Genomic DNA, 24,157 nt, shown 5'->3' on the forward strand with positions numbered 1-24,157 from the left:
CACAGATCCGTACGTGCGGAACTACCGCATACGGCTCCTGCCTCGGGTATGTGACGCGAAGCGAATCCTCAGGGTAAGGATGTGCATTTCTAGGTCTAGGTATGTAGAGGTCGGCAAGGCGTCCGTAGCGTGACCATTGAAGCCTATTACGCTGGCTGCGCCGTTTGAGGGCTTGCCGCCATAGACGGCAGGCCGCTGAACGAAAACCACCAAGACGTATCAGGTTTCCCGGCACCGCGTGGTAATTGAAGTAGCCCCTGACCACCCGAGTAAGCCATTGCCCTTGAGCCCGGATGGGCTCATGACGTCGGCGCTTCAGCTCATCCCGAATTGCCAGCAGCGTCGCACGCATTCGCTTCTTGACCGTCAGTCGCAGTATTTGAAAACCACCGCTTCTGTTGGTACTGCAACAGTGCGTGAAGCCTAGGAAGTCAAACGTCTCCGGTTTACCTAACCCTCGCTTCCTACGATTTCTCGCAGCAAAACGACCAAACTCAATCAGCCGTGTCTTCGAGGCGTTGAGGGATAAACCGAACCTGGCCAAACGCTCCTGCAACGTAAGCGTCCGCTCTCTACCGTCTTGACCCTCAGACTTTAATCCGCTTCAGACGCTGATTGATGTCGTCGCGGTCAAATGCCGTGGGATCGAAGGTATCGCCGTACCAGTCGAGCATGTCCAAGTATTCGGGATGTTCGGGGTCGGCAAGCGCGTCCAGAAAATCCGCGTAACCCGGTGCACCGCCGACATCCTCCGGCGGGCTGGCATTGGCGCCGTCGATGCAATACAGCACATGCGGGCACGCAATGGCCGGCAACAGCCGCTCGATCTTGATCCGGTGCTCCCAGTTGTCGCCAAAGTCATAGACGTAACGAAACGCCTTCGACCCATACAGCACCTTTGTCAGCGTCTTGCGCTGTTCCGAAACGACCGGAGGGCCCCAGTCGGGATCGGGAATACCGTAGCTTTCGCCAGCGATTTCAAACTCATGAAGATGGGTGTCACTCCAGCCCATCACCGCCTGAATAACCTGGTGCAGTTTGCTCAGGGTGATGCGCTCGGGCACGGCGACCCGGCGCCAGATGGCGGGTTTTATCCACGTCAGTTCGATGTGCAGTTGCAGGAGACGGTCGTTCGCCGGCTTGGGCAAACGGGTGACGTTGGGCATGGGTCAAGCGGCCTCATGTTCTAGGGTAGGCAGAGCAATATTCCAGGGCAGCAAGTCGTCGAGCTGATTGATTGGGTAGTCGGCGATGCGCTCCAGCACGTGCGTCAAATAAGCCTGTGGGTTCAATGCGTTGAGCTTGGCTGAACCGACCAGGCTGTAGATCGCCGCCGCTCTTTCTCCGCCAGCGTCGGAACCGGCGAACAGAAAATTCTTGCGACCCAGGGCGACTGCACGCAGGGCCCGTTCGGCGGCATTGTTGTCGATTTCAATGCGGCCATCCGCGCAGTAGCGCGTCAGCGCCTGCCAACGTGCGAGGGCATAGTGGATCGCACCGCTCAATGCCGATTTGGGCGGCAATTGCGTCAGCGTGTGATTAAGCCAGGTGTGCATGTGCGCCAGCAGCGGGCTGGCTCGCCGCTGCCGCACTGCGCGTCGTTGATCGGGCGGCTGTCCGCGAATTTCCGCCTCGATGGCGTATAGCGCGCCAATCCGTTGCAGGGCCTCAGCCGCAATCGGCGAGGCCAGTGCCTTGTGCAGGTCGAAAAACTTGCGTCGAGCATGTGCCCAGCATGCCGCCTCGTGAATCGTGCCCGAGGCATAGAGTTGCGCGAAACCGGCATAGCCATCGGCTTGCAACGTCCCGGCGAAGCCCCGGAGATGGGCTCGGGGGTGCTCGCCTTTGCGATCCGGCGAGTAGGCAAACCAGACCGCCGGCGGCGTGCTACTACCTGCGGGGCGCTCGTCGCGCACATACGTCCACAAGCGTCCGGTCTTGGTTTTACCCTGGCCGGGGGCGAGCACGGCGATCGGCGTGTCGTCGGCGTGGACTTTGTTGGCGGCCATGATGTGCTGTCGCAACCGGCTGACCAATGGCTGCAAGAGCCGGCTCGCTTCGCCGATCCAGTCGGCCATGGTCGAGCGCTCCAGGGACACGCCCTCACGCGCATAGATTTCGGACTGCCGATACAGCGGCAGATGATCCACGTATTTGGACACCAGCACATGGGCCAACAATCCCGGCCCGGCAAGACCCCGGGAAATCGGTCGGCTCGGGGCCGGCACCTGCACGATCCCGTCACAGCAGCGGCAGGCCAACTTGGGCCGCACGTGGCGAATCACCTTGAAGCGCGCCGGCACGTACTCCAGAACTTCGGCCACGTCATCGCCCAGATGACGAAGTTCGCCGCCACAGCCTGGGCACTGCGCATCGGGTCGATGGACGTGGATTTCACGGGGCAAATGCTCGGGCAATGGCTTGCGGCGTACGGGTGTACGTGGGCGCGATTGGGCTGGTGGTGGCGAGGCCAATGCGGCCTGGCTGACCTGCAACTCTTCGAGCGTCAGTTGCAGTTGGTCGAGCATGCCATCGAGTTGCTCGGAACGCCGACCGAACTGCATGCGCCGCAGCTTGGCGATCATCAGTTTCAGGTGCTCGTTTTCCCCGCGCTGGGCGGTAACCAAGGCTTTCAAGGCCTGGATGTCGTCAGGAAGGAAGTCGGTCGCGCAAGTCATGGCGCGATGTTACTGGTGTTCTCAAGCGTTGAACATCAGACTGCTCGTACCGGTGCGGTGCGCAGCGGTCGGCGCCAATCGATGCCCTCCAACAGCATCGCGAGTTGTGCCGTCGTCAAGGAGACGCTGCCGCTGGTGGCTTGCGGCCAGACGAAGCGCCCCTGCTCAAGCCGCTTGCAGAACAGGCACAAGCCATCGCCATCCCACCACAGCAATTTGATCCGGTCACCGCGCCGTCCCCGAAACACGAAGATCTGGCCGGAGAACGGATCCGCCTCAAGTTGGGTTTGCACCAGGGCCGCCAGGCCATCGAACCCCCGCCGCATGTCGGTGGCTCCAGCCGCGATCCAGATGCGAGTCCCGATGGGCGGGGCAATCATCGCAACACCTGCTGCAAGACCAGTTGCAAGGTTTGCGGGTCGGGCACGCCCTCAATGCGCAAGGTGACCCGACCGCACTCCACAACCAGTCCGCCCGGACTCGACGGCAGTGGCATTGCCTCTTCCGCTGAGGGCGTCGGCGCCTTGCTCAGGTTGACCGACAACAAAGTAACCTGGTGGGCAACTGGCCCCAGCTGCCCCTCCCGATAGTGACGGCGCCATTTGAAGACGAGGCTGGCGTTGACCTCATGCTCTCGGGCGATCAACGCGACGGATGCGCCGGGCAATAGCGTGGCCTCGACGACACGACGCTTGAACTCCACCGAAAAGTTGGGGCGGCGACTGCGGCGAGGAGTAGAGGGGGGCGTATCCACAATGGTGTCCACTAAAAAATGGTGGGCACCATTGTGGCTATTCGAGGCTAGGGCAGGCAGTGGGTGCAGGGCGGACGCTTACCCTGCAACTGCACCAGAAACTGCTGAGCCTGCCATTGCGTCCTGAAACCCACCACGCTGTCGTCCGCGTATCGCACAACAATCACATCGCCACGGGCATGCCGCTGGCGCCACTGCCTTGCCCACAGATCCAGCACGTAGTGAAGATAGATGTTCGCCAACAGTGGCGATATTACTGCGCCTTGGGGAGTCCCCTTGGTCGCAGCCACCCTACGGCCATCCTCCATAACACCCGCTTGGAGCCATTTGCAGATAAGCCCGAGCAGGCGCCGGTCTGCAATCCGGTGTCCCAGAAACATGAGCATCCATTCATGGTCGATCTCATCAAAGAACGACGCGATATCCGCATCCAATATCCAGTTCACCTTCTGGCCCTTCAGCGCGACCGTCAACGCATCCAGCGCATCATGCTGGCTGCGTCCAGGCCGAAACCCGTACGAGAATCCCAGAAAGTCCTCTTCATAGATCGCATTCAGAACGGTAACGACTGCCTGCTGTACGATCTTGTCCTCCAGAGAGGCAATGCCCAACGGGCGTTGCCTGCCATCGGCTTTGGGAATGTAGACCCGCCGCGATGGCGTTGCCCGATAGGCTCCACTGTGGAGCCTTGCGTGCAAATCGCTTACCCGCTGGAGAAGACCTTCCTCATATTCTCGCCACGACATGCCGTCCACGCCCACCGCTGCATCGCGGCGCAGGGCATAGAAGCTCTGCGCCAATAACTGCGGTGTGATGTGGTGCAGCAATGCCGTGAACTGCGTACCCTTGTTCCTTCGGGCTGCTTCACGTACACCTTCAAGTCCCATCGACGCGCAACTGATCCGGCTCAGTGTCCGGGGCGCGGGGGGCGTGTCGGTGTTTCCCTTGGCTACCTCCCTTTCCTCCACTATCTCCGCCGGGCCAGGCCCTTTGTTCGATGGCTTCTCAGGTACTACGGACGTATCCGACTTCTCAGCGACGTGAACAGCAGGGTTACGGCTTTTGGCCTTTCCTGCTCCGCCCAGTGCTTGCGCACTGGGCGCCGCTGAGATCTCCCAGTTTCTGTGCGGAGGACTTCCCGACGTGCACAGGGTCTCCGACCGCGCGGGATCAGAGCATGACTGGCGTATAACGCCATGCTCCGTGTTGCCTTCTGCTTCGCTTAACAGCATCGGCATCCCGAATTCCTGATTACGCGGCTCAATGGCTGGCCCATCGGTTTCCCCTGTCAACGCTTCACCCTGTACCTCACGGTACAGCGTGCATGACTCGGGGTCTGGTTGATTCGCCATTTCTTACCAGTATCGAACTTTCATCGACTATCCTCCGCCAGCTTTAACTGGCGCACTAAGCGAACGGGCATCACACCTTGCCGGCGGGTACCCAGTTATGCGGCAGCAGCTCGGCCAGGGCACTGGCCTTCTGCGTCGGCAGGCGCGTGAGCACGTCCTTCAGGTAGGCGTACGGATCATGCCCGTTCAGGCGGGCTGACTGGATCAGCGTCATCAAGGCTGCGCCACGCTGGCCACTGCGCAGCGAGCCGGCAAACAGCCAGTTGGCACGCCCCAAGGCCCAGGGGCGGATCTGGTTCTCGATCCAGTTGTTGTCGATGGGCAGGTTGCCGTCATCCAGGTAGCGCACCAACGCTGCCCAACGCTTGAGGCTGTAGTCGAGTGCTTTGGCGATCGCGCTGCCCTCCGGCACCTTCTGCCGCTGCCCAAGCATCCAGCTATGCAGGCCATCGATGATTGGCCTGGCTTTATCCTGGCGCAGTTGCCGTCGCTGTTCGGCGAGCAGCTCTCGCCCTTCGCGTTCCACCTCGTACAGCTGACCGATGTACTGGAGGGCCTGCTCGGCCAGTTGGCTCTGGTTGGCAGCATGCAGGTCGAAGAACTTGCGCCGTGCATGGGCCATGCAGCCGATCTCGGTCACGCCTTGCTCGAAGCTGGCCTTGTAGCCGGCGAAGTCGTCGCAGACCAGTTTGCCTTGCCAGTCGCCCAGGAAGCTGCGCGCGTGCTCGCCGGCCCGGCTCGGCCTGAAGTCGTAGACCACGGCCTTGAGGTCGGCAAAGGGGCTGGGCGCATAGGCCCAGACGTAAGCCCGCTGGGTCTTCTTTGTGCCCGGGGCGAGCATCTGCACCGGGGTTTCGTCGGCGAGGATGACGTCCTGCTGAAGCAGGCAGTTGCGCAGGGCATCGACCAGGGGTTGCAGCTGGACGCCGCAAGCGCCGACCCATTGCGCCAGCGTGGAACGCGCGATGGCCAGCCCGGCGCGGGCGAAGATCTTTTCCTGGCGGTACAGCGGCAGGTGATCGGCGAACTTGGCCACCATGACCTGAGTCAGTAGCCCCGCAGTCGGGATGCCCTTGTCGATCACCTGCGCAGGCACTGGGGCCTGGATCAGCGTTTCACATGTGGCGCAGACCCACTTGCCACGGATATGCCGCTCGACGGTGAAGGTGCCCGGGGTGTAGTCGAGCTTCTCGCTGACGTCTTCGCCGATGCGCTTGAGCTGGCAGCCGCAGGCACACTGGGTGCTGTCCGGCTCGTGAAGTATCAGCGTGCGCGGCAGCTCGGCCGGCAGCGGCGCTCGCTTGGGCTGCTGCCGTAGCGAGCGCTTGGCGGGCTCTGGTCGGGCCGCCTCAAGCTCTGCCTCGATGGCGGCGATGTCGGCATCGATCATCTCGTCGAGCAGGTTGAGCTGGTCGGCATTGAGCTGCTCGCTGCGGCGGGCGAAGCGGTGGCGCCGCAGCACGGCGAGTTCGTGGTTCAACCGCTGGTTGAGCGTTTCCAGGTGATCGACGCGCTGACTCAACTGCGCGGCCAGTTGGCGCAGTTGCTCGGGTGTCAGGTGATCGAAAGCGGCAGGATTCATGGCGCCGAGTGTGCGGATTGTCGGCCCCCTCGGCGATAGGCCATTGGCCTAATTGCACCCCGGCTACAGGAGCCTGATCTCGGCATCGGGCCCAAGACGCTGCCAAGGTAGGCCGACCACCAGGGCCTGCAACTGCTCGGGGCTGAGTTCCAACTGCTGTCCCTGCCAATTGCCCGACCAGACGAAGCGCCCTCGATTGAGCCTGCGAGCGGCCAGCCAGATGCCGAAGCCATCGTGCACCAGCACCTTCATCCGGTTGGCGCGCTTGGGCGGCAAGACGATCCGCAGCATCGGCTTGGCACGCGCGCAGTTTGGTCTGACGATCAAATCAGCGGTGTACAACCTGAAAAGGATGTCGAGCCTGCTGGAGATGGCGTGATGATGACAACAGGTCGGTTTATCCGGCCTGCATTACCCCCATTGCGATAAGCACTGACCGCATATTCTTTGTGCTGGGCACCTCTTCACGCCTTGTGTTCAGGTCAGAATCGGGTTTTTAGAGGTGCCCGATAGGGGCAGAAGGGGAAGGGCGACCAGTGGTCGTGTGCTGTGCCCCTGCAGGGCTGGATGTTGCCAGCCCTGCAGGGCGCTGGGGCTCAGAAGGGGTAGGGGCGTGGGGTGTACTGGATCGACACCCAATGGTCGGTGGTGAGTTCGGCGATGATCCAGTCGCTGTTGAAGCGCCCCAGGCCGCTGTTCTTCTCGCCACCGAAGAGGTTGCTGGGGTCATCGTTGACGGAGATATCGTTGACGTGGGTCATCCCCGCCTCGATCTGCTGGGCGAAGCGTACGCCGCGTGCTTCATCGCGGGTGAACACTGCGCTGGAGAGGCCGAACTCGGTGGCGTTGGCCAGCTCCAGCGCATGCGCTTCATCGCGTGCGCGGATCACCGGCGCGATCGGACTGAACTGCTCGCTCTGGGCCAGGGGCGATTCGTTGGCGACGTCGATGAAGATGTGTGGCGGCAGGAGCAGGCCGTCGACGCGCCCATCCAACACCAGTTGTGCCATCGATTGCTTGGCGGCCTCGATACGCGACACTGCGCCTTCGAGCTGGCGCGAGTTGATCAATGGGCCGATCACCGTGTCGCTGTCGTTGGGGTCGCCCACCTTGAGAGTGCGCACCCGCTCGACGAAGGCTTCTACGAAGCGATCATGAATGCTGGCATCGACGATGATGCGGTTACTGCTCATGCAGATCTGCCCCTGATGCAGGAAGCGGCCTACCGTGGCGCCCTGTACCGCGCGCTCCAGGTCGGCGTCGTCGAGCACTACGCAGGGGGCGTTGCCGCCCAGCTCCAGGCCCACGCGTTTGAGGGTTGGGCCGCTCACGGCCAGGCCGCCGATATGCCGCCCAACGCGGGTGGAGCCGGTGAAGGAAATGAACTTGGGAATCGGGTGCAGGGTGAAGGGATCACCGATATCGGCCACATCGCCGACCACCACGTTGAGCACGCCGGGCGGTAGCCCGGCTTCCTCGTAGAGTTTGCCGAGCAGCAGGCCTCCGGTTATCGGGGTGTCGTCGGCGGGTTTGACCACCACGGCGTTGCCCAATGCCAGGGCCGGTGCGATCGAGCGGTTGGACAGGTGCATCGGCCAGTTCCAGGGACTGATGACGCCCACCACGCCTAGCGGCTTGCGATACACGCGGCTTTCCTTGCCGGGGATGTCTACCGGCAGGATTCGGCCCTGCACGCGGGCTGGCATGCTGGCTGCGGCCAGCATAGTGGCGCGCACGGCGGCCCACTCGATCTCCGCCTTGGTGCGGGTGCTGCCCGACTCACGGATCAGCCAGTCGACGATCTCGCCCTGGCGTGCATCCAGGATAGTCACGGCGCGCAAGAATACCGCCGCCCGTTCACTTGGCAGCAGGGCGGCCCAGTCGCGTTGAGCACTGGCCGCGCTGCGATAGGCCAGGTCGAGATCGGCCTGGTTGGCGAGGCTGATTCGGGTCAACAGGGCGCCGTCGTAGGGGTTGTGATCGTCCAGTACCTTGCCAGAGCTGCCAGTGCACCAGCGGCCCGCGATGAATTGTCCGGTGAAGTCATGCCATGGTTTGGCTATGAGGCTCATCTTCAAGCTCCTTATTACGTGAAAGAAATTAGGGGGTGGTGGCGAGGCGGGAAAGGGTTCGCGCTGCGAGTTCAGCGTTGCTTGCGGCATGCGCAAAGGCCGGCATATCCGGACAGTCTTCTATGTGGAACGGCGCTGTCGCTGCGATGCAGGAGAGTGCGGCATTGACCAGTTCGCTCGCGCAGCTGTCGTTCATCACAAGTGAGCGCAGCAGCGGGCGCGTGCGCGCATGGGCCACCGCGAGCCTATGCGGCGTTGTCGCGCGGCGGGTTTGTCTGGCGATGCGTCGTGCCAGAGCTAGGCGCCGAGCTGCCGGATGCGCGGGGTGCCACAGCAGCAGAGCAGCCGCCGCAGCCTGCACGCCCAGCAGAATCGCCAGGGTTTGCATGGCGACCAGCTCAAGGTCACTTGGCAAATTCACGCCGGGTTGCGCTGTAAGCAGGAAGGTCATGTTCAGGTCGATGGCCAGTTTGGCTGTTCTGGAATGGGCCATCAGGCCGGCACCGATCAGCAGGAAGGGGGAGATGCAGAGCAGCAACTGCCAATCGTTCTCTACTTGGGGCAGCAGCCAGAGACGGGCGATCATGCCTGAGCTGGCCCCCAGCAACGAGCCGATGAATACATCCTTGACCGCGGTCTTGGCGTCGTTGTGGCTGGAGAACAGCGAGGCGAACAGCACGGCAGTCATGGTCATGATGGCGCCTTCGCCCCAGCCGCTCAGACGCCATACCAGCGCGGCACCGAGCAGTGCCGACAGCGGTCTGCCGGCGGAGGTGCATGCGGCACGCCAATCATGGTTGAGCAAGCGGGCGCGCCAGTTGACGCTGCCATGTGGATTTCTGAGACGTTGCTGCAATCGCTCGAGGGCCAGCAGCAATTGCGGGTGTTCAGGCGTTGGTGAGCGCAGTGCAGCGATCAAGGTGTCAAGGTTTTCCTGCTCACTGCAACTATCGTCGAAGCGTGCGTTGCAGAGCGGAGCACTTTGTGCCTGCGTCAGCGCATGCACGAGGGCGATGACGACGAGCAGTGCATCGATCACCTCATGGGCATGACGCACTCGCTGGCGCCCCGCGCGCGAGCCTGCGGCGGCGAGGTCGAGGACGCCATCGAGGGTCTTGATGGCGCCTAGCATGCGGCTGAGATTGGCGCCCTCCGCCGTTTGCGCAGGTGCAACCATGCACCAGTGCAGGCAGTCGCTGACCAGCGCATCAAGGCGTTGCTCGAATAGAACGCTCGGCTCGGACTTGGCGGTGAAGAGCCAGGACACGCAGGAGGAGCAGAGAATGCCAAGTAGTGTGCAGATGACTCGCCCGCTGGCGAGCTCGGGATCGAGCACTGGGTCGGCCAGGCCGAACAGGGCAACAATGGCGGCGGTATAGCCGGCCAGCACCCAGGCGTAGTTGCGAAAGTGGCGGAAGAAGTTGCCGATGGCGGCACACAGCGCCAGCCAGAGCGCCAGCAGGCAGAGCAGCAGGTTGGGCCAGGCGAAGAAAAAGTACAGCAGTAAGCCGCCGACCAGCGCACCGACAACGCTGCCTGCCATGCGCGCGATACAACGTTCGATGAACAGGCCGCGGGTTGGCTGGGTGACCAGCCACACCGTCATCGCCGCCCACCAGGGGTGATGAATGTCTGCCGCGTTGGCCAGAGCCAGGGCGAACAATGCCGCAACAGTGGTGTGCAGGCTGAATATGAGAGGGGCGCGCGCCTGGGCCAGTGCCTGGCGCGCGCATTGCGAAAACACGCCGATCATGACAATCGGCACTGCTGGCTGTATTGCGACATTTTTTGCTCGGTGGCAGACCAGGAACCATGCAGAGACATGAGAGTGCGCAACGGGATGTTGGGCCGCGCGATGTCGTTCGGTATCACCTCGCAGTCATGCACCATTGCGGCATAAGATGCCTTGATCCAGATCTCATGAAGCAGCTTGCCGTTCGGGCTGGTTTTGAAATAGACCATGTCCGGTGAAACGTCGCCTTTTGCCTCGTGGCTGTGACCGGGTCGACCCTGGGGTGCGCGGTGAATGTGGCTGACTTGATCTGCCTTCTCGGGCCGTAAACGCCCAGGGTTTCCAAAGTAAGCGGATCCATGGTGTAGGGCAGGGCATCTGCCTTCATGGTCAGCAGCACACTGTTGTGCTAGAGCACGGTGGATCACTCTGCCTCCGTCGTATGTAAGCAGAACAGAAATGGCGCGCGAGCAGTTGGCATGGATCTATAAATGCCTACATAAAAGGAAGGTGTCTGCAGCGACTGAGCGATCAAAATGGACGGTGACGTGCCAGGGTACGAACCGGGGCACGCTGGCATGAATTGGCGATCAGTCTCGCATGTGCCTTGTTGCCCCGGAAGCACACCAGCGTTGCGCTCAAGCTCTTCCAAGGAGCCCTGATCGCTACCTGTACGGAAGTCACTATCGGCAGCCGTCAACATTGCGTGATAAGGACAGCCAACTAATTTGGCGTCATTCTTGTATTTGCTGATGAAATGCTCAGGGAACCGAGCGTCCAATTCTTTATGTTCAGCACGTATGCGCGCTTTGTCGTCGCTAGACATCTGCAGTCGTTCTTCAATATAGGCATCGGTCGGATCGTCAGAATTTTCTTCCATCTGCCAAAAAATATACCCCATGAGTTTGGGAAGAATTTCTGCAGCCATCGGATCTGGCGGGTCGATCTGTACCGTTTTCAAGGTGGTAGGCAGCGACATGGCTCGGATTAGCTGATGACCGAACCAGTGAAGTTGAGGGGGGGGAAATCTGAAGACGAACTGCCCATGTAACGCAGATACAACGAGGTTGGCTCTTTCAAAGAAGGGTCTTGGGGTGCTCTCGTAATCCTCACAGAATTTGACTAAGCCCTCGAAGCTGTCTGGATAGCCCGTGATCGGTTGGTCATTCTCTGCGCGGAAAAGTTTTGCCATGTCGCGCCAAAAAAGATGGGATGCAATTTTTTCTTTTTCAGAGATATCTGGGACGCCAATTTTAACTTCCAGACGATGTATAGTAATAGCTGCAAAGGCGCAGACATATACGTAATCTTCGTTGTAGGAGAATGCTCCCGGATACTGCTTGGCCCAGTGCGCATGAAGATTGTTGATATTTTCGACCGACTTTATGGTTCGCTCGTCATTGGGTCCAAAATACCACCACAGTGCATTGGCACTACCAGTCTGCTCAACACGAGAAGTGGAGAGAGCCAGTACCTTCCCGCCATCTTCACGCCATACCGCCTTCGCCCCCCAATCTGTTACAACAAAATTGGGGAAACTCAGTGCATAGATGAAATTTTGCATGAAATCGTTCAAGCCGTAACTGCTTGAAAGCTTCCATATCTCAATATAGTCCTTGTGCGCGTCAAGGGTCCCGATTTTTTCTCTGATCCATTTTTTGGCGTGCTCATTGTTTTTCTCCGAGTTGTCTTTCCGGTTGTGATGTGTGGAAATTAAGCAAGTGTTGCGGTGCACGTAAACTTCGATTAGTGTTCGCGCTTGTAAATGCGCGGCGGCGTTCAAGTAAGCCATCGCCTGTAATGCGATGCCAAGAGCATTAACAATAGGGTGATAAGCAACCTTTGGAAGACTGCTTTAATCTTAAGCGGTCGCAGGAAACCTCCATCGGGAGAAAGCGGTCTGATGGGTGTACTTACGATTTATCACTTGGGGATATACATAAATCATTCGCGCAGAACGACGTTGCTTGGTCATCAGACACCTCTCTATGGCGAGCATTCTCGACCTAAATGAGTCTCCGGGATCAGTAGACCACTACAAAAACCGACCTGTTCGACTACATCCGCTTTTACAATCACGTCGCCGCCACTCGACGCTGGGCTATCTCAGTCCGGTTGAGTTTGAGCGGCGAAATGCGAGCAGCTCTTAACTATCTGTCCACCAGTTCCGGGACAGGCCAAACAACGATTATATTCTGTCAGGTTTGAGCTTAAGAACGGCATTAGCGTCAACTGAAGCAGCGTCTAAACCACCTCGTTTTACTTAAATGAAAAAGAGACATCCATGTCCTTAAGAAGGTATCACTCGCCGAGACCCCTTAGCCCAGAGAACTGACGCAGGATCGTCGTCTCGTACAGCGCTTCTTCCATGGCAGGATCGCTGTAGCCGAACCAGTTTTGCATCAGGTGCACACGCAGCATCGCCATCAGCGGGTAGGCCGGACGACCACCTTCACCCTTCGGGTAATGCGGCTCGATCAAGGCAAGCAACCCCTTCCATGGCACCACCTGATCCATCTCGATCAGGAACAATTCCTTGCGGGTCTGTTTGCGCTTGCCGGCGTACTCGGCATAGGCAAAAGTCATCTGCTTCATCGGGAAACTCGGGCAAAGAGATCGGCGTATTTCACCAGATTCGGGAAGTCTTTTTCAGACAATCCTTAGCAGGGCGTCATGACACCTAAAAACTACTTACTTCGGTCGTAGGCTTCTCTGCTTTGCTCATACAGGTCAGCAGTGCTTGGATAGCTATTTGACGGCATCACTGATTTACCGACTGTTAACATCTTCCGGACTCTCGGATCCTGCCGAGTCTGCGGAACGCAGATGCGGACAACCGCCTTGCATCTGGCGAGCCTTCAGGGCTGAAAATGGGCAACCCTTCGTTTGAGCATTTCGGGTCTTCAGTCGGCGCTCCTCGAAGGTGTCTAGAGGATCCGGCAGGACCTTTTCACCGAACCAAAAGAACCAAGCGGTCAGCTTCCTAAGCACAGCAGTTCCTAAAGCTGACGGCCGCTTTATCGAAAAGGCTTTCAGCACGTGCTCTGGGTAAAGGGACGCGATCCACTTGTAGACCAAAGGATGCAGAATCTTCGGGAAGTAGCGAACGGCAAACTGACTCATGATAGCTTCAACTGCAGGTGGCCCTATTTTGTGAGGAGGGACCTCTTCGGCCTCCCATTTGTCCATGAATTCCATGATGCCATCAAACGAATCGGGGAACCCGACTAACTCTTCGCCTGTGCCTGCGTTACGAAATACTTTAGACATATTTGTCCAGTAGTGGACCGCAGCCACTTTCTCTTTATCGGAAAAACCAGGTAAGCCTACTCGACGAAGAAGCCTATGCATGCCAGCAGCTTCATAACACAAAGTATAAATATAAGTGCCATTACGGCTAAAACTTTCTGAGAATTTTTTAGCGTAATGCTCATGAAGCTTATTAATGGACTCGACGTTCTTCAACGTTAATTCATGTGATGATCCATAGTTCCACCAAACCTGCATTTTCCAAGACGTATCGTCAGCCCTCGCGTCCGGACGGCTTAGAATCTTCCCTGAGCCTTCATCAAACAATGGTAGGGCATCGAGTTCACGCACAAAGAAGTGAGGGAACGTGACAGTGTAGATCAAGTTCATGATGAAATCGTTGGGCCGATAGGCGGATGACAGCTTCCAGATTTCATCAAAGTCGGTGGTAGGATCAAGGCTATTTATGCGCTTAGCGATCCACTTTCTAGGCATGTTCAAGACCTCATCTTGTTATTGTTTTGATGTTTTAAATGACTCCTACTAAATGCTATGCCTCTCAGACCTACGTGTCATTAGACACAGAGTACAATTTTTTTCGAAAAATTCGTACTAAGGTACAGGATGTGCCAGAAAGGGTTAGTCGCGCGATTTCAGGTCAAGCAATGCCAGTGCGCAGCACAATGAAAAATCAAACTCCTTTATCGGTTTGCCCAGGATATCTTCAACAGCTTGCAGTCGATACACAACCGTATTCCGATGAATGCCTAAACTTTCCGCAGCATGCAGTAAGCTATTTCCTGAAAGCAGATAACTCTTAAGAGTTTCTCTATAGCTCTCGATTTTTTGGTCAGTGCTTGTCAATTCTCCCAGCGTAGATTGTATAAACCAGTCTGTAAGCTCTTTATTTCTGATGAAAATCGCCGTAGCAGCGTGCGTAGGCCATTGTAATACCCTACCAACTGAGTACTGCTTACCTACCTCCAACAACGCACGAGCTTGCACGTGAGATCGCCTGAAGCCCTCAATGCCTCTGACGGTCTCTCCTAAGCAATAAGTCCCGACATCTGCGGACTTTAAGGAAGTAGTCAAATTGGAAATTTGCTTTTTCAATGGCGGAGTACCGGTTGCAATCCAAAGCCACGCTCCATCTGCCTGAGGCAAGTGAATCAAGCTAGACTTTGAAATTAGCTCACCGATGGCCCGCTGGGTATCTTTGGTAGCTTTTGAAGCAGCACGAGCCGAAGAGATTATAATAGCAGTGTAAAATTTATCAGCATCTACCCCTAGATTACTCTTAAAAGCCTCGATCACTTCCGATCCGATAGACGATCCACCTTCTATAAGCTCTTCCACTAGTCTTCGCTTCGAAACAATAGACTCTTCCAGTAATAACTCTTTTTCGGCCAGGCAACCTTCAAAGAAATCTTTAACTGCATCATCAAATACCAGCGCCAGCATCACAACGAGCTGCGACATATTTTGGCGCTCAATGGATACATCTAAGGAATCTAAAATCTCCTTAGTCCAGAGCCCTTGCATCTCTCTTATGCCTTGAACGATGCTTTCAAAATATACATCCATGCGCACTGCCTTATATGCCATCGCGCGCATAGATTCGGACAACCCGACATCAGCATCCTGGCCCGACATTCTGACGAGCAGTTGCAATATCAGAAGCTCAAGACTCTTAAGAACCTCCATATCAGGGAAGCTGCCAAGGTATGAAAACTTTGATTTAGCCACAGCCAGCGAGCGCTGAGACAACTCTAATCCCCATGCAACTTCTTTCTCACCAACCTTTGAAATAGCAAGTTCCAGAACTGCCGGCGTAACAATAGCTTGGCTTAAAACCTGATCTGCCCTGCAAGAGGGTTGAAAGTAAGCGAAGACAGATCTCAAGTTTTCCATATAACCCCCGGTCAATCTAGAGCCGAACACTGCAGGTTTCGATTTCATAGTCATCAGGAGTAGTATAGCAGCTTGAAGCCTAGAGATGCCGAGGCTCATGAAGCTGAGCTTTCGGCTTCGTAAACTTAAAAAGTAATCGAATGCTCTGGCATCCGATTACCTTGTTTATGCTTGCGCTTTCACTTGTTGCCGATCTGCTTATCCAAGCTAGAACATATGCAACCAGCGAAGGGTTATAGAGTTTTCTACCTTAAATCTATTTTCCACGCTTGACTCGCGATAGGCCGTTACAAAGAATTTATCTTTATCAAGGTCAATCACTAGGCCAGGACCAAAACCGAGCGTTTTTTCTTTGGAATCCGAAATACTATGCCCGTTGATCTGGTCGTCGGTAATTTGCTTCAGATAATAGCCGCTGACGCCCACGGTGAGATAATCGTTAACTTTATAACCAACATTATAGTTAATCGATGCACTCTGTCCGGCTTGCGTATCGTCAACACCCTCGTCGAGAGGGAGACTGCTCGCTGGGTCATTGTTCTTGAAGTTGTAGTAATACTGAGGCCGGAGGCTAATCGACCACTTGGGGCTGAGTAGGAGTGTCATCGCCCAATATGTGTGAATGGACCAGAAATTGTTGCCAATATTGAAGTCTTTATTGTTGTCGTACTTTCCAACTGGCATCGTCACGCCGGCATTCAGTCGCGAAACGAAGAACGGATTCCCATTTATTGTAATCGGGTCATACTGAACGAACAGCGATACCGTCGGATCGCCCAACCCAAATCCATTGTCCTTGAGTTTTACCCCTGGAAATGGCGGTGCATTTTGAAAGCGTGCATCCAGCGAAGCCATCGGCACGATCACATCAACGCCAGGGTGACCACCCAAGATTTTTTGATCTGTTTTAAACAGATAGCTGTACTGATTGATAACGGAATAGACATCCATTTTGGGGTCATTAAAAATAGGAATGTCTTTTCCATCACCATCTTTTATGCCTTTATTGTGGGCATATGAAATATACGTCTGCCAGGCACTTTCTCCCGGTTGCCCCCCAAAGCCGTCATAAAAGCTTGTTGCTCCTAAGTTCAAACCAGTAGGAAGTGTAACGGTGGGCTGGACGGCGAGCGCCTTGCTTACATCAAAGGCAAAAAGTCCAGTCGCAGCTATCGCTGCAAGTACATAACTACGCATAACTTTAGCCATCATCACAAACCGCCTTATTTTTATTTGAACGGAACTAAATGCGAGCAGATTAATTGAAACAACATCTCAAGCAATCTGTCGAATTATTTGAGATTAATTTCACTTACCTATCTGCTAGCTATCGTTGGGTCTAGCCTCTTGATACCGAAAAAGCGGAGCCGCCTTTCCCCGCTTTCTAAGAAAAAGCTTTTCAGAACGGATAATTGTGACCTGCTTGCTGCCAGGTTACCCAGTGAGCTCTGGTGAATTCGTCGATGGCATAGCTTCCATTGAATCGACCTAGGCCAGAGTTTTTTTCCCCTCCAAAGGGCGCGTTTGGCTGGTCATCGATGGTGATGTCGTTGATATGCGTAATGCCTGCAACGATACCGCTTGCGAAGCGCAAGCCGCGATCCATGTCTCGCGTAAATACTGCGCTCGAAAGCCCAAACTCGCTGGAGTTAGAGAGCTCCAAAGCATGCTCTTCGTTTCGAGAAATGACCAAAGGCATGATCGGCCCGAATGTTTCGTCGTATGCCAGCTCGTGATGTGGTGCGACCCGTCCATAAACATGTGGTGGAAGAACCAAGCCTGATGCAGCTCCGCTATGGAGGCACTCAAGACCATCGCGGTTTGCTCGGGTGATTTTGTTGAGCAAACCCGTCAGTTGGCTCTGGCTCACAACTGGTCCGATCACCGTCTCAGCCAGGTTAGGGTCACCCACAGAAAGCTTCTGAACTCGCTCCACTACGAGGGCAGCAAAGTCGTTATAGATCTTTTGATCAACAATGACCCGATTGACACTCATGCAGACTTGGCCCTGATGCAGGAAGCGACCCACCACTGCCGCATGGGCTGCGGCCTCGATGTCGGCGTCGTCCAATACGACCAGTGGGGCGTTACCACCAAGTTCGAGGGCTACGCGCTTGATGTATTTTCCGCCGACAGCAATGCGCCCCACACTGCGGCCGATGTCTGTCGATCCTGTAAACGAAATCAAGCTTGGAACGGAGTGCTCTACGAAGGCATCACCGATTTCGGAGCCGGCGCCAACGATCACGTTTACCACCCCTGGCGGGAAGCCAGCTTCCTCGAACAGGTGGGCTATCAAAAGACCACCGGTAATGGCCGTATCGCTAGCTGGCTTCAAGACTACGGTATTGCCTAGTGCTACCGCTGGCACTACTGAGCGCATGCTGAGATAGAGCGGGAAATTCCAGGGGCTGATGACACCAATGACCCCGAGCGGCTCACGAAATACGAAGCTTTGCTTGCCCGGTTTATAGCTGGTAAGGACTTTACCTTCCACCTGGTAAGGGAGAGTGGCGCTTTCACGAACCATGCTAATGGTATGGAAACACTCGAAGGTTGCTTTTCCACGGGTACTGCCTGACTCGCGAATAAGCCAGTCAATAATTTCATCGCTACGGGACTCCATGACCGAAGCCAAAGCATTCACCAGCGCGACACGCTCAGCAGGAGCTACCTTCGCCCACTGCTGCTGAGCCTGCTTCGACCCTTGATAGGCCTCATCAAGGTCCTGTACAGATCCAAGCTGCATGTCGAGCAACTGCTCATTGTTATAGGGGTTGCGGTCGTCGAGACGACGTTCCGAGCGTCCCATGCTCCAATTGCCGTTGATAAATTGCTGGCCGGTGATTTTGTACGGAAGCAGTGTCGGCTTATTCATTTCTAACAACCTTCCTATCGATGATTTGGCTACGGAGTGTTCGAGATCAGACACCTTGAGCTTGCTGCTCAGCGAGGCTGTCCTGTGCCGGCTCAGGTTTCTTTACGTACGCGCGCGTGACCCGGTTAGTCCGATCAGCACTTGGCGAAAGGCAGCAGACCGCTCTGGGTATAGCGCCCGAAATGGCACCCAAAATTTGGCGGGTCGCATAGGACCAGAGGGCAGAGGATTGCGGGGTGCCCGCTGTGAGGGCCGCTTGTCTGGAGGCCCTCGCCAAAGCTGCGCCCAATTGCCAGGCAGGGCTGTGCAGAAGCAAAGGGGCCACGGGTATCGCGACAAGCGTGAGAGGCAGCAGCAGAGCCTTCTCTAGCTCGCGAGAGGGGCTGCTAAGGTCGGCAGGCAGAGCTTGGCTCATGAGTGGGTACCTCGCACTTCAAGGTGCTTTTTGTAAGAATTGGTGCAATACGATAATTCCGCTTTTTTTGATCCGCGTCAACAGAGTTATCTCATTAGGATAGTTTTTGTTTTCTTGGCGAGAGGCGGTTTCCCTGTACACTCCGCTGGTACTAGCCAGCAACAGGTTTAGAGGAGATTCGCGGTGCGGCATGAGTCCCGTGACACCCAAGATAGAGGGCCCGAGGAAGGAAAATCGGGCTCGCTGAATCGCTTAATGCTTCTGCTTGAACTTTTCAGCAGAGAGGGAAAAAGTGATTGGTCAGTAGACGAAGCGGCCATCGAGCTAGGGCTTTCGGCTAGCCATACATACCGTTATTTCCGCACCCTCTCAGGCGCTGGCTACATCAGCGCCTTCACCCCTGGGCGCTATGTACTCGGCCCTGCAATCATCGCGCTGGATAGGAAAATGCGGACAGGCGATCCGATGATTCAGGCGGCCCGATCACTGATGAATGAAATGCTTGTGCCTGCTCCAGCAGGCTGCATCGCAATTCTGTGCCGATATTTCCAAGGCCAGGTCATGTGCGTTCATGAGGAGTTCACCACTCGCTTCCAGCACGACGTTAGCTACGAGCGCGGACTTCCACGGCCTCTATACCAAGGCGCGGCATCGAAGGTCATTCTTGCTCACCTCCCTCTGCGACAAGTGAAAGCCTTCTATGAGGAAGTACCGAAGGAGTTCGAGCGCTTCCACCTAGGTGCAAACTGGTCCGAATTGAAGCAGGCGTTACGAGCACTCAGGGAGCAACAGGCTGTGATCACTTCAGGCGAGTTGGGCAACAGTGCGGCTGGCATCTCGGCGGCGATCTTCGATGACAAACGGGTGATCGGAAGCATAAGCCTTGTAGTACCAGCAGCCCTAGCATCTGATGAGGTGAAAGCTCAGTTGGCTCCCGTAGTAGCTGCTGCGGCTCAGACAATGAGCAACACGATGGCTGCTCTGGCGGCGAACTCTCTCTGATTAGTCCTTCATGGCAAGGTCGGCAGTGCGGGGCAGCGGCAGTGCGCCGGAGTACTGCCGGTATCACAACCGAACAGACACTGGGTGCTGCGCTGTTCCATTAGAAGCTTCAAAGCACATCCCAGGTGTAGCTGAAGATGATCCGATACTCGTCTATGTCAGTGCGATAATTCGAGCGCGCAGCCGCGTTCCGAAGGCGAATACCCAGTCCTTGAAGTGAGCCGCTCTGCACTACGTAAGAGAGATCAAGGTCTCGCTCTGTGTCCTTCCCTTCATAGCCTCGCCCGGTCTTCACATTGCCCCCGGCCACGTAGCGCGCGGTAAGCGCTAGGCCTGGGATACCCACTGCGACGAAGTCGTAGCGGTACTTGAGCTGATACGAGATTTCGTCGGTAAACGAAAAGTCGTAAGTGGGCAGTTCATTGCTCAACGGTGCAATATTTGCGAACACGCGCGGGAAAGCCGTTTCACCGTACATCCGCTGGTAACCCAACGAGAATGTATGACCTGCCTTCGTTGCGGAAACCATGCCATGAAGCGCCCGGTTGTCCACATCGCCGATCAAATGGGCGCCGTCTTCAACCGCATCATAGAGCCCGAGAATGCCTGCCAATGACCAAGAGCCCAGAGAGCCTTTATGCTCAACCCCGAGGTACGTCTGGCGATAAATGTCCTCCAACTGACCTATCCATCCGCTCAGCGTCGTTCTGTTGCCGTTGAACGTGTAATCCCCACCAACATAATTAAAAGCATCGCTGCTGGCATTGCGTTGAGGGATGTGGCCAAGCATGGCAATGAGCTTTTCGTCGCCAGCCTCGTTGCGCAAGCTGGTGGAATTCAAGTGACCACCTTGAAGCTTCAACCCCTTGAACTCTGTACTGCTTAATGAAATGCCCTGGTAAGAGGGAGGCAGCAGGCGTATGTCGCTGAAGGTGAGAAGAGGGTTATCCGGGAAGAGCTCGCCGACACGCAATTCCGTGTTCGACAACCTGGCTTTGAATGTCAGCCCTAACCGGCTGTACTCATCGGCGGGGTGGCCGTCATCCTGGACGGGTAGCAATCCAACGCCTACGCGCCCAGGTCCGCTATCCAGCTTTATGCCCAATCTAGCTGTAGCATCGACGCCCAAGCCAAGGCTGCCAGGCGTATAGCCCGACTTGAAGTTGAAAATGAATCCCTGAGCCCATTCTTCCGCCTTCGAGCGCTCCGTACCCCTGATATCGGAGTAGTTGCGTTGGAAGTAGTAGCTTCGGGTTTGTAGTGTTGCCGTGGCTTCGGACAGAAATGCCGGCGCGTCGCCGGCAATGCAGCGCTCAGTAAGGCAAAGCGCTGCCAGCAAGGTAGCGTATCTCGCGTTCATGAGTTCACTCGTTATTGTTTTTGTAAGACGAGAACTTCAAAAGACAACCTGCGGAGGTCGGGTTCGACCTCCGCAGGCTTGATTCAGATCACCGCGTCATAAAGCCAGCTCAGCCCGTCGTAAGCCTGTTCGGCCGTACGCTTCGCAAGCATTCCATTACGCAGCTCCGCTACAACTCCTTCTGCGTGATAGAAGTCACCGTGGACACGGGCCATCACTTGGCACCGTCCGGTGCGCAGATAGCGACGCGCCTGGTATTTTTCAAAGGCCCCGGCATACCAACCATTGGCCCTGGACATTTCATCGGCGAGTACAACTGCGTCTTCCATGGCCATGCATGCGCCTTGTGCCAGGTACTGCAGCATTGGGTGAGCAGCGTCACCTAGGAGCACGGTTCGCCCCGAGCACCACTGCTTGACCGGCTGACGATCACACAACACCCACATGCGCCAGCTGTCGATTTTGGACAGCAAGGCCTGCACCGTTGGGCAGGTACCGGCGAAGCGTTTGATTAACTCATCGCGATCACCCTCGGTGTTCCACCCTTCGACATATTTATCACTGTGGAACACCGCCACCAGGTTGAACAGTTTGCCGCCACGTAGTGGGTACTGAACCAAGTGGCACTTCGGTCCCCCCCAAAGAATCATGGCATTTCGGCGGAACTCGACCGGCACATCCTCAATAGGCAGGACTGCTCTGTAGGCGATATGGCCGGATACGACTGGGGCACCATCACCTACGATTCGTTCCCTTACTTTGGACCACAGACCATCCGCGCCGATTAGGGCACTAGCCTGAAAAGTCTCACCTTTATCGGTGAACACGTTTACGGAGGTCCCCGTGTCCTCGTAGCTTATGACCTTCGTCGCTACCTGAAATTGAACCAACTCAGATTCACGGCAGGCCTCCAGCAGAACGCTATGCAGGTCGGCACGATGGACCAGGGAATACGGATACTTGAAACGGTCGCGGAAGGCGGCGCCTGTTGGGATCGAAGTGATCTGCTTTTCGGTAACACCATCCATAAAGATCAGGTCGTCGGGCAGCACCGCCAACTCGGCTACCTTATCGGCGATACCCAGCGTCTCCAGCACACGATAGCCATTTGGGCCTACCTGGATGCCCGCGCCTACTTCACGAAACTCATTCGCCTGCTCAATCAGACGTGATGCGATACCTTTCTGCGAGAGAGCGAGAGCGGCCGCCAGGCCTCCGATACCTCCACCGACGATAACGACTGGATTGGCCTGGCTCATGACTGCACTACCTCAACGCTCAACTGGCCAATGTTGTCGATGCGAGCATTGATTCGATCACCGGCAACAATGGGTGCCACGCCCTCCGGAGTGCCTGTGAACAGCAGGTCACCCGGCTCCAGGGTGTAGTACTGGGAAGCGAACTCGATCAGCTCGGCTACATCCATGATGAGGTCACGGGTATTAGCGTGCTGTCGCTTTTCGCCGTTGATGTCCAGGACCATTTCCAGTGCATGAGGATCGGACAGCTCATCTGCAGTAACCAACCAAGGGCCAAGCACGGTGTAGGTGTCCAGAGACTTGCGCAGGCTTCGCTCTTCCGGACCACGGATAGTGATATCCAGGCCGATGCTGTAACCAGCAACGTAGGAAAGTGCGTCACGAGCGCTGACATTCTTAGCGCGTTTCCCAATTACTGCTACCAACTCGATCTCATGATCGGTACGGCGTTCGGGCAAACCGATGACGACCTGTTGGCCGGCGCCGATCAGCGAGCTCGTCGCTTTCAGGAAAAGACCAGTTTCCTGAATCTTCCTGACGTTCGCGCGTGTGAAGGTCGCTGGATCAGCGATCGCCTCGTCCAGGTGCGCTTGATAATTCACCGGCGCTGCGACGATTTTTCCAGGATTCGCCACTGGGCTAAGCAGTGTTACCTCGTTCAAAGGGAAGGACGATGCACCTTCTCTCAACCGAATAATTTCCGGCGTCAGCTGCTCCAGGTTGGTAATCAGCGCATCGGTCTGGGGATAGGGATAGCCCGAGGTCGGCAGCTGACGCAGTGCTTCAGAAACATCGTAAACGGTGTTGGCTTCGACGAGTCCGAGGCGATTGTCGTTAAAAAAGCAGAGTTTCATATTTACTCCTGGTTTTCTTCATCAGGGTTGTTTGTCTCGCTGCGCCAGAAGCCCAAATGCTCTTGCAGCGGTCGATCGGAGAAGCTGAACAGCACGCATCGCTCGTCTGTTTCAAATGAGCGCCATGCCCAGCCCGGAATGACGAACACATCGTCCTTGCAGGCAGTGAATTCTTGATCGCCAACTTGCACGCGCAGGCTCCCTTCCACGACGCAGCAAACGGCGCCATCGGTTTCGCGGAAACGCTGACCGCTAAAGCCCGCTGGGAACATCTGCATGAATGCCCCCATAGAGCGAATCGGCGATAGGCCGTTGGTGGGATTGGTGAACATCAACTTGATGCCCGAGCACTCGTCCACGTCCTTAGCGAGCGAAAGTTGTTCGAGAGCTGCGAGTGTTCGGGTGTACGGGTAGTGGAACAGCGGGCTGACAGGTCCCGACGGCTCATCGTTAACGGGACGTAGACCCGATGCAAAACGAGCGCTCGCATCACCCGTTGGATGGCTCAAAGCCTGGCGGGCTTGTGGATCGTCAGCTGAAAAGCCGGCGTTAAGAAGTTGCACCACTGGCACATCAAGGCCATCCAGCCACATGACCGGATCGTCACCTTCGGCGCCGTGGTCGTGAAACACGTTGGTAGGGGTGATCACGAAATCCCCTGGGTGCATCATGACTTTCTCGCCACGAACAGTGGTGTAGCCGCCTTGCCCACTGAGAATTAACCTGAGCGCAGAGGCCGTATGTCGGTGGCTCGGTGCAACCTCGCCAGGCAGGATCATCTGGATCCCGGCGTACAACGAGGATGTGGCCTGCGACTTGCCGCGCCGTGAAGGGTTTTCAAGCACCAGCACACGTCGCTCCGCATCCTCAGCAGAGATAACTTCGCAGGCCATTTTCATGTTCTGGCGGATGGTGTCAGCTCTCCAAACGGCGACATCATCGACCTGCTTGGGCTCACGCGGAGTGAGTCCTCTGAGCACCTCCCAGAGGGGGGTCATGTTGTCGCTCGCGATCAGTTCCCTGAATGCAGAGGTGGTCATGGGGTATCTCCTTTAACTT

General features: G+C 56.5%; 19 protein-coding genes and 3 pseudogenes. 2 read left to right on the plus strand and 20 right to left on the minus strand.

The features are described from left to right. Positions 1–587 precede the first annotated feature (587 nt). The 11 genes and pseudogenes from ACIGKL_RS23000 to ACIGKL_RS23050 form a co-directional block, all read right to left on the minus strand. On the minus strand, positions 588–1,166 hold the full coding sequence (locus tag ACIGKL_RS23000) for a plasmid pRiA4b ORF-3 family protein (RefSeq protein WP_003291613.1): 579 nt from the start codon (positions 1,164–1,166) through the stop codon (positions 588–590). Positions 1,167–1,169: 3 nt separating this feature from the next. Continuing rightward, on the minus strand, positions 1,170–2,678 hold the full coding sequence (gene tnpC, locus ACIGKL_RS23005) for an IS66 family transposase (protein WP_397488701.1): 1,509 nt from the start codon (positions 2,676–2,678) through the stop codon (positions 1,170–1,172). 35 nt (positions 2,679–2,713) lie between these two features. Beyond that, on the minus strand, positions 2,714–3,058 hold the full coding sequence (tnpB, locus tag ACIGKL_RS23010; protein WP_043106093.1) for an IS66 family insertion sequence element accessory protein TnpB: 345 nt from the start codon (positions 3,056–3,058) through the stop codon (positions 2,714–2,716). Continuing rightward, positions 3,055–3,432, minus strand: a complete 378-nt coding sequence (gene tnpA / locus ACIGKL_RS23015) for an IS66-like element accessory protein TnpA (RefSeq protein ID WP_397488702.1) — start codon at positions 3,430–3,432, stop codon at positions 3,055–3,057. The genes tnpB (ACIGKL_RS23010) and tnpA overlap by 4 nt, the downstream gene beginning before the upstream one ends. Before the next feature lie 47 nt (positions 3,433–3,479). Then, positions 3,480–4,670 (minus strand): reverse transcriptase domain-containing protein, encoded by a 1,191-nt coding sequence (locus ACIGKL_RS23020; protein WP_397488703.1) that lies wholly within the window; start codon positions 4,668–4,670, stop codon positions 3,480–3,482. 184 nt (positions 4,671–4,854) lie between these two features. Beyond that, positions 4,855–6,366 (minus strand): IS66 family transposase, encoded by a 1,512-nt coding sequence (gene tnpC / locus ACIGKL_RS23025; protein WP_397488704.1) that lies wholly within the window; start codon positions 6,364–6,366, stop codon positions 4,855–4,857. A 63-nt stretch (positions 6,367–6,429) separates the two neighbouring features. Next, a complete protein-coding gene (gene tnpB / locus ACIGKL_RS23030) occupies positions 6,430–6,657 on the minus strand; it encodes an IS66 family insertion sequence element accessory protein TnpB (protein ID WP_397488705.1) in 228 nt (75 codons plus the stop codon). A 305-nt stretch (positions 6,658–6,962) separates the two neighbouring features. Continuing rightward, positions 6,963–8,438: an aldehyde dehydrogenase family protein gene (locus tag ACIGKL_RS23035; protein WP_397488706.1), complete on the minus strand. Its 1,476-nt coding sequence runs from the start codon at positions 8,436–8,438 to the stop codon at positions 6,963–6,965. A gap of 28 nt (positions 8,439–8,466) precedes the next feature. Next, positions 8,467–10,191 (minus strand): FUSC family protein, encoded by a 1,725-nt coding sequence (locus ACIGKL_RS23040; RefSeq protein ID WP_397488707.1) that lies wholly within the window; start codon positions 10,189–10,191, stop codon positions 8,467–8,469. An 80-nt stretch (positions 10,192–10,271) separates the two neighbouring features. Then, a pseudogene (locus tag ACIGKL_RS23045) lies at positions 10,272–10,579 on the minus strand (carotenoid oxygenase family protein); the annotation flags it as partial. Positions 10,580–10,594: 15 nt separating this feature from the next. Continuing rightward, positions 10,595–11,953 carry a hypothetical protein gene (locus ACIGKL_RS23050; RefSeq protein WP_397488708.1) on the minus strand — a complete coding sequence of 453 codons (1,359 nt, stop codon included), beginning with the start codon at positions 11,951–11,953 and terminating at the stop codon, positions 10,595–10,597. Positions 11,954–12,210: 257 nt separating this feature from the next. Here ACIGKL_RS23050 and ACIGKL_RS23055 point away from each other — a divergent pair. After that, positions 12,211–12,320: pseudogene (locus ACIGKL_RS23055) on the plus strand (IS3 family transposase); the annotation flags it as partial. Between the two features lie 169 nt (positions 12,321–12,489). On the opposite strand, the pseudogene ACIGKL_RS23060 reads toward ACIGKL_RS23055, so the two are convergent. From ACIGKL_RS23060 to ACIGKL_RS23080, 5 genes and pseudogenes are all read right to left on the minus strand, one after another. Continuing rightward, positions 12,490–12,765 (minus strand): annotated as a pseudogene (locus ACIGKL_RS23060) (transposase); the annotation flags it as partial. 174 nt (positions 12,766–12,939) lie between these two features. Further along, positions 12,940–13,809 (minus strand): hypothetical protein, encoded by an 870-nt coding sequence (locus tag ACIGKL_RS23065; protein WP_397488709.1) that lies wholly within the window; start codon positions 13,807–13,809, stop codon positions 12,940–12,942. A 249-nt stretch (positions 13,810–14,058) separates the two neighbouring features. Beyond that, complete coding sequence (locus ACIGKL_RS23070) at positions 14,059–15,429, minus strand: PucR family transcriptional regulator (RefSeq protein ID WP_397488710.1); 1,371 nt, start codon at positions 15,427–15,429, stop codon at positions 14,059–14,061. A gap of 108 nt (positions 15,430–15,537) precedes the next feature. After that, positions 15,538–16,542 (minus strand): transporter, encoded by a 1,005-nt coding sequence (locus ACIGKL_RS23075; protein ID WP_397488711.1) that lies wholly within the window; start codon positions 16,540–16,542, stop codon positions 15,538–15,540. Positions 16,543–16,729: 187 nt separating this feature from the next. Next, on the minus strand, positions 16,730–18,208 hold the full coding sequence (locus ACIGKL_RS23080) for an aldehyde dehydrogenase family protein (protein ID WP_397488712.1): 1,479 nt from the start codon (positions 18,206–18,208) through the stop codon (positions 16,730–16,732). A 598-nt stretch (positions 18,209–18,806) separates the two neighbouring features. On the opposite strand from ACIGKL_RS23080, the gene ACIGKL_RS23085 reads away from it, so the two are divergent. Next, positions 18,807–19,625 (plus strand): IclR family transcriptional regulator, encoded by an 819-nt coding sequence (locus ACIGKL_RS23085; protein ID WP_256250325.1) that lies wholly within the window; start codon positions 18,807–18,809, stop codon positions 19,623–19,625. A 109-nt stretch (positions 19,626–19,734) separates the two neighbouring features. Here ACIGKL_RS23085 and ACIGKL_RS23090 read toward each other — a convergent pair whose 3' ends face one another. From ACIGKL_RS23090 to ACIGKL_RS23105, 4 genes are all read right to left on the minus strand, one after another. Then, positions 19,735–20,985 carry an OprD family porin gene (locus ACIGKL_RS23090; RefSeq protein ID WP_397488713.1) on the minus strand — a complete coding sequence of 417 codons (1,251 nt, stop codon included), beginning with the start codon at positions 20,983–20,985 and terminating at the stop codon, positions 19,735–19,737. Between the two features lie 83 nt (positions 20,986–21,068). Further along, positions 21,069–22,244 carry a 3-hydroxybenzoate 6-monooxygenase gene (locus ACIGKL_RS23095; RefSeq protein WP_397488714.1) on the minus strand — a complete coding sequence of 392 codons (1,176 nt, stop codon included), beginning with the start codon at positions 22,242–22,244 and terminating at the stop codon, positions 21,069–21,071. Further along, on the minus strand, positions 22,241–23,098 hold the full coding sequence (locus ACIGKL_RS23100) for a fumarylacetoacetate hydrolase family protein (RefSeq protein ID WP_051095774.1): 858 nt from the start codon (positions 23,096–23,098) through the stop codon (positions 22,241–22,243). Before ACIGKL_RS23100 ends, ACIGKL_RS23095 begins: the two co-directional genes overlap by 4 nt. Before the next feature lie 2 nt (positions 23,099–23,100). Further along, positions 23,101–24,138: a cupin domain-containing protein gene (locus ACIGKL_RS23105; RefSeq protein ID WP_051095775.1), complete on the minus strand. Its 1,038-nt coding sequence runs from the start codon at positions 24,136–24,138 to the stop codon at positions 23,101–23,103. Between the last annotated feature and the right edge of the window lie 19 nt (positions 24,139–24,157).

The sequence above is a fragment of the Pseudomonas sp. NPDC077186 genome (assembly GCF_044543505.1).
GTDB lineage: Bacteria > Pseudomonadota > Gammaproteobacteria > Pseudomonadales > Pseudomonadaceae > Aquipseudomonas.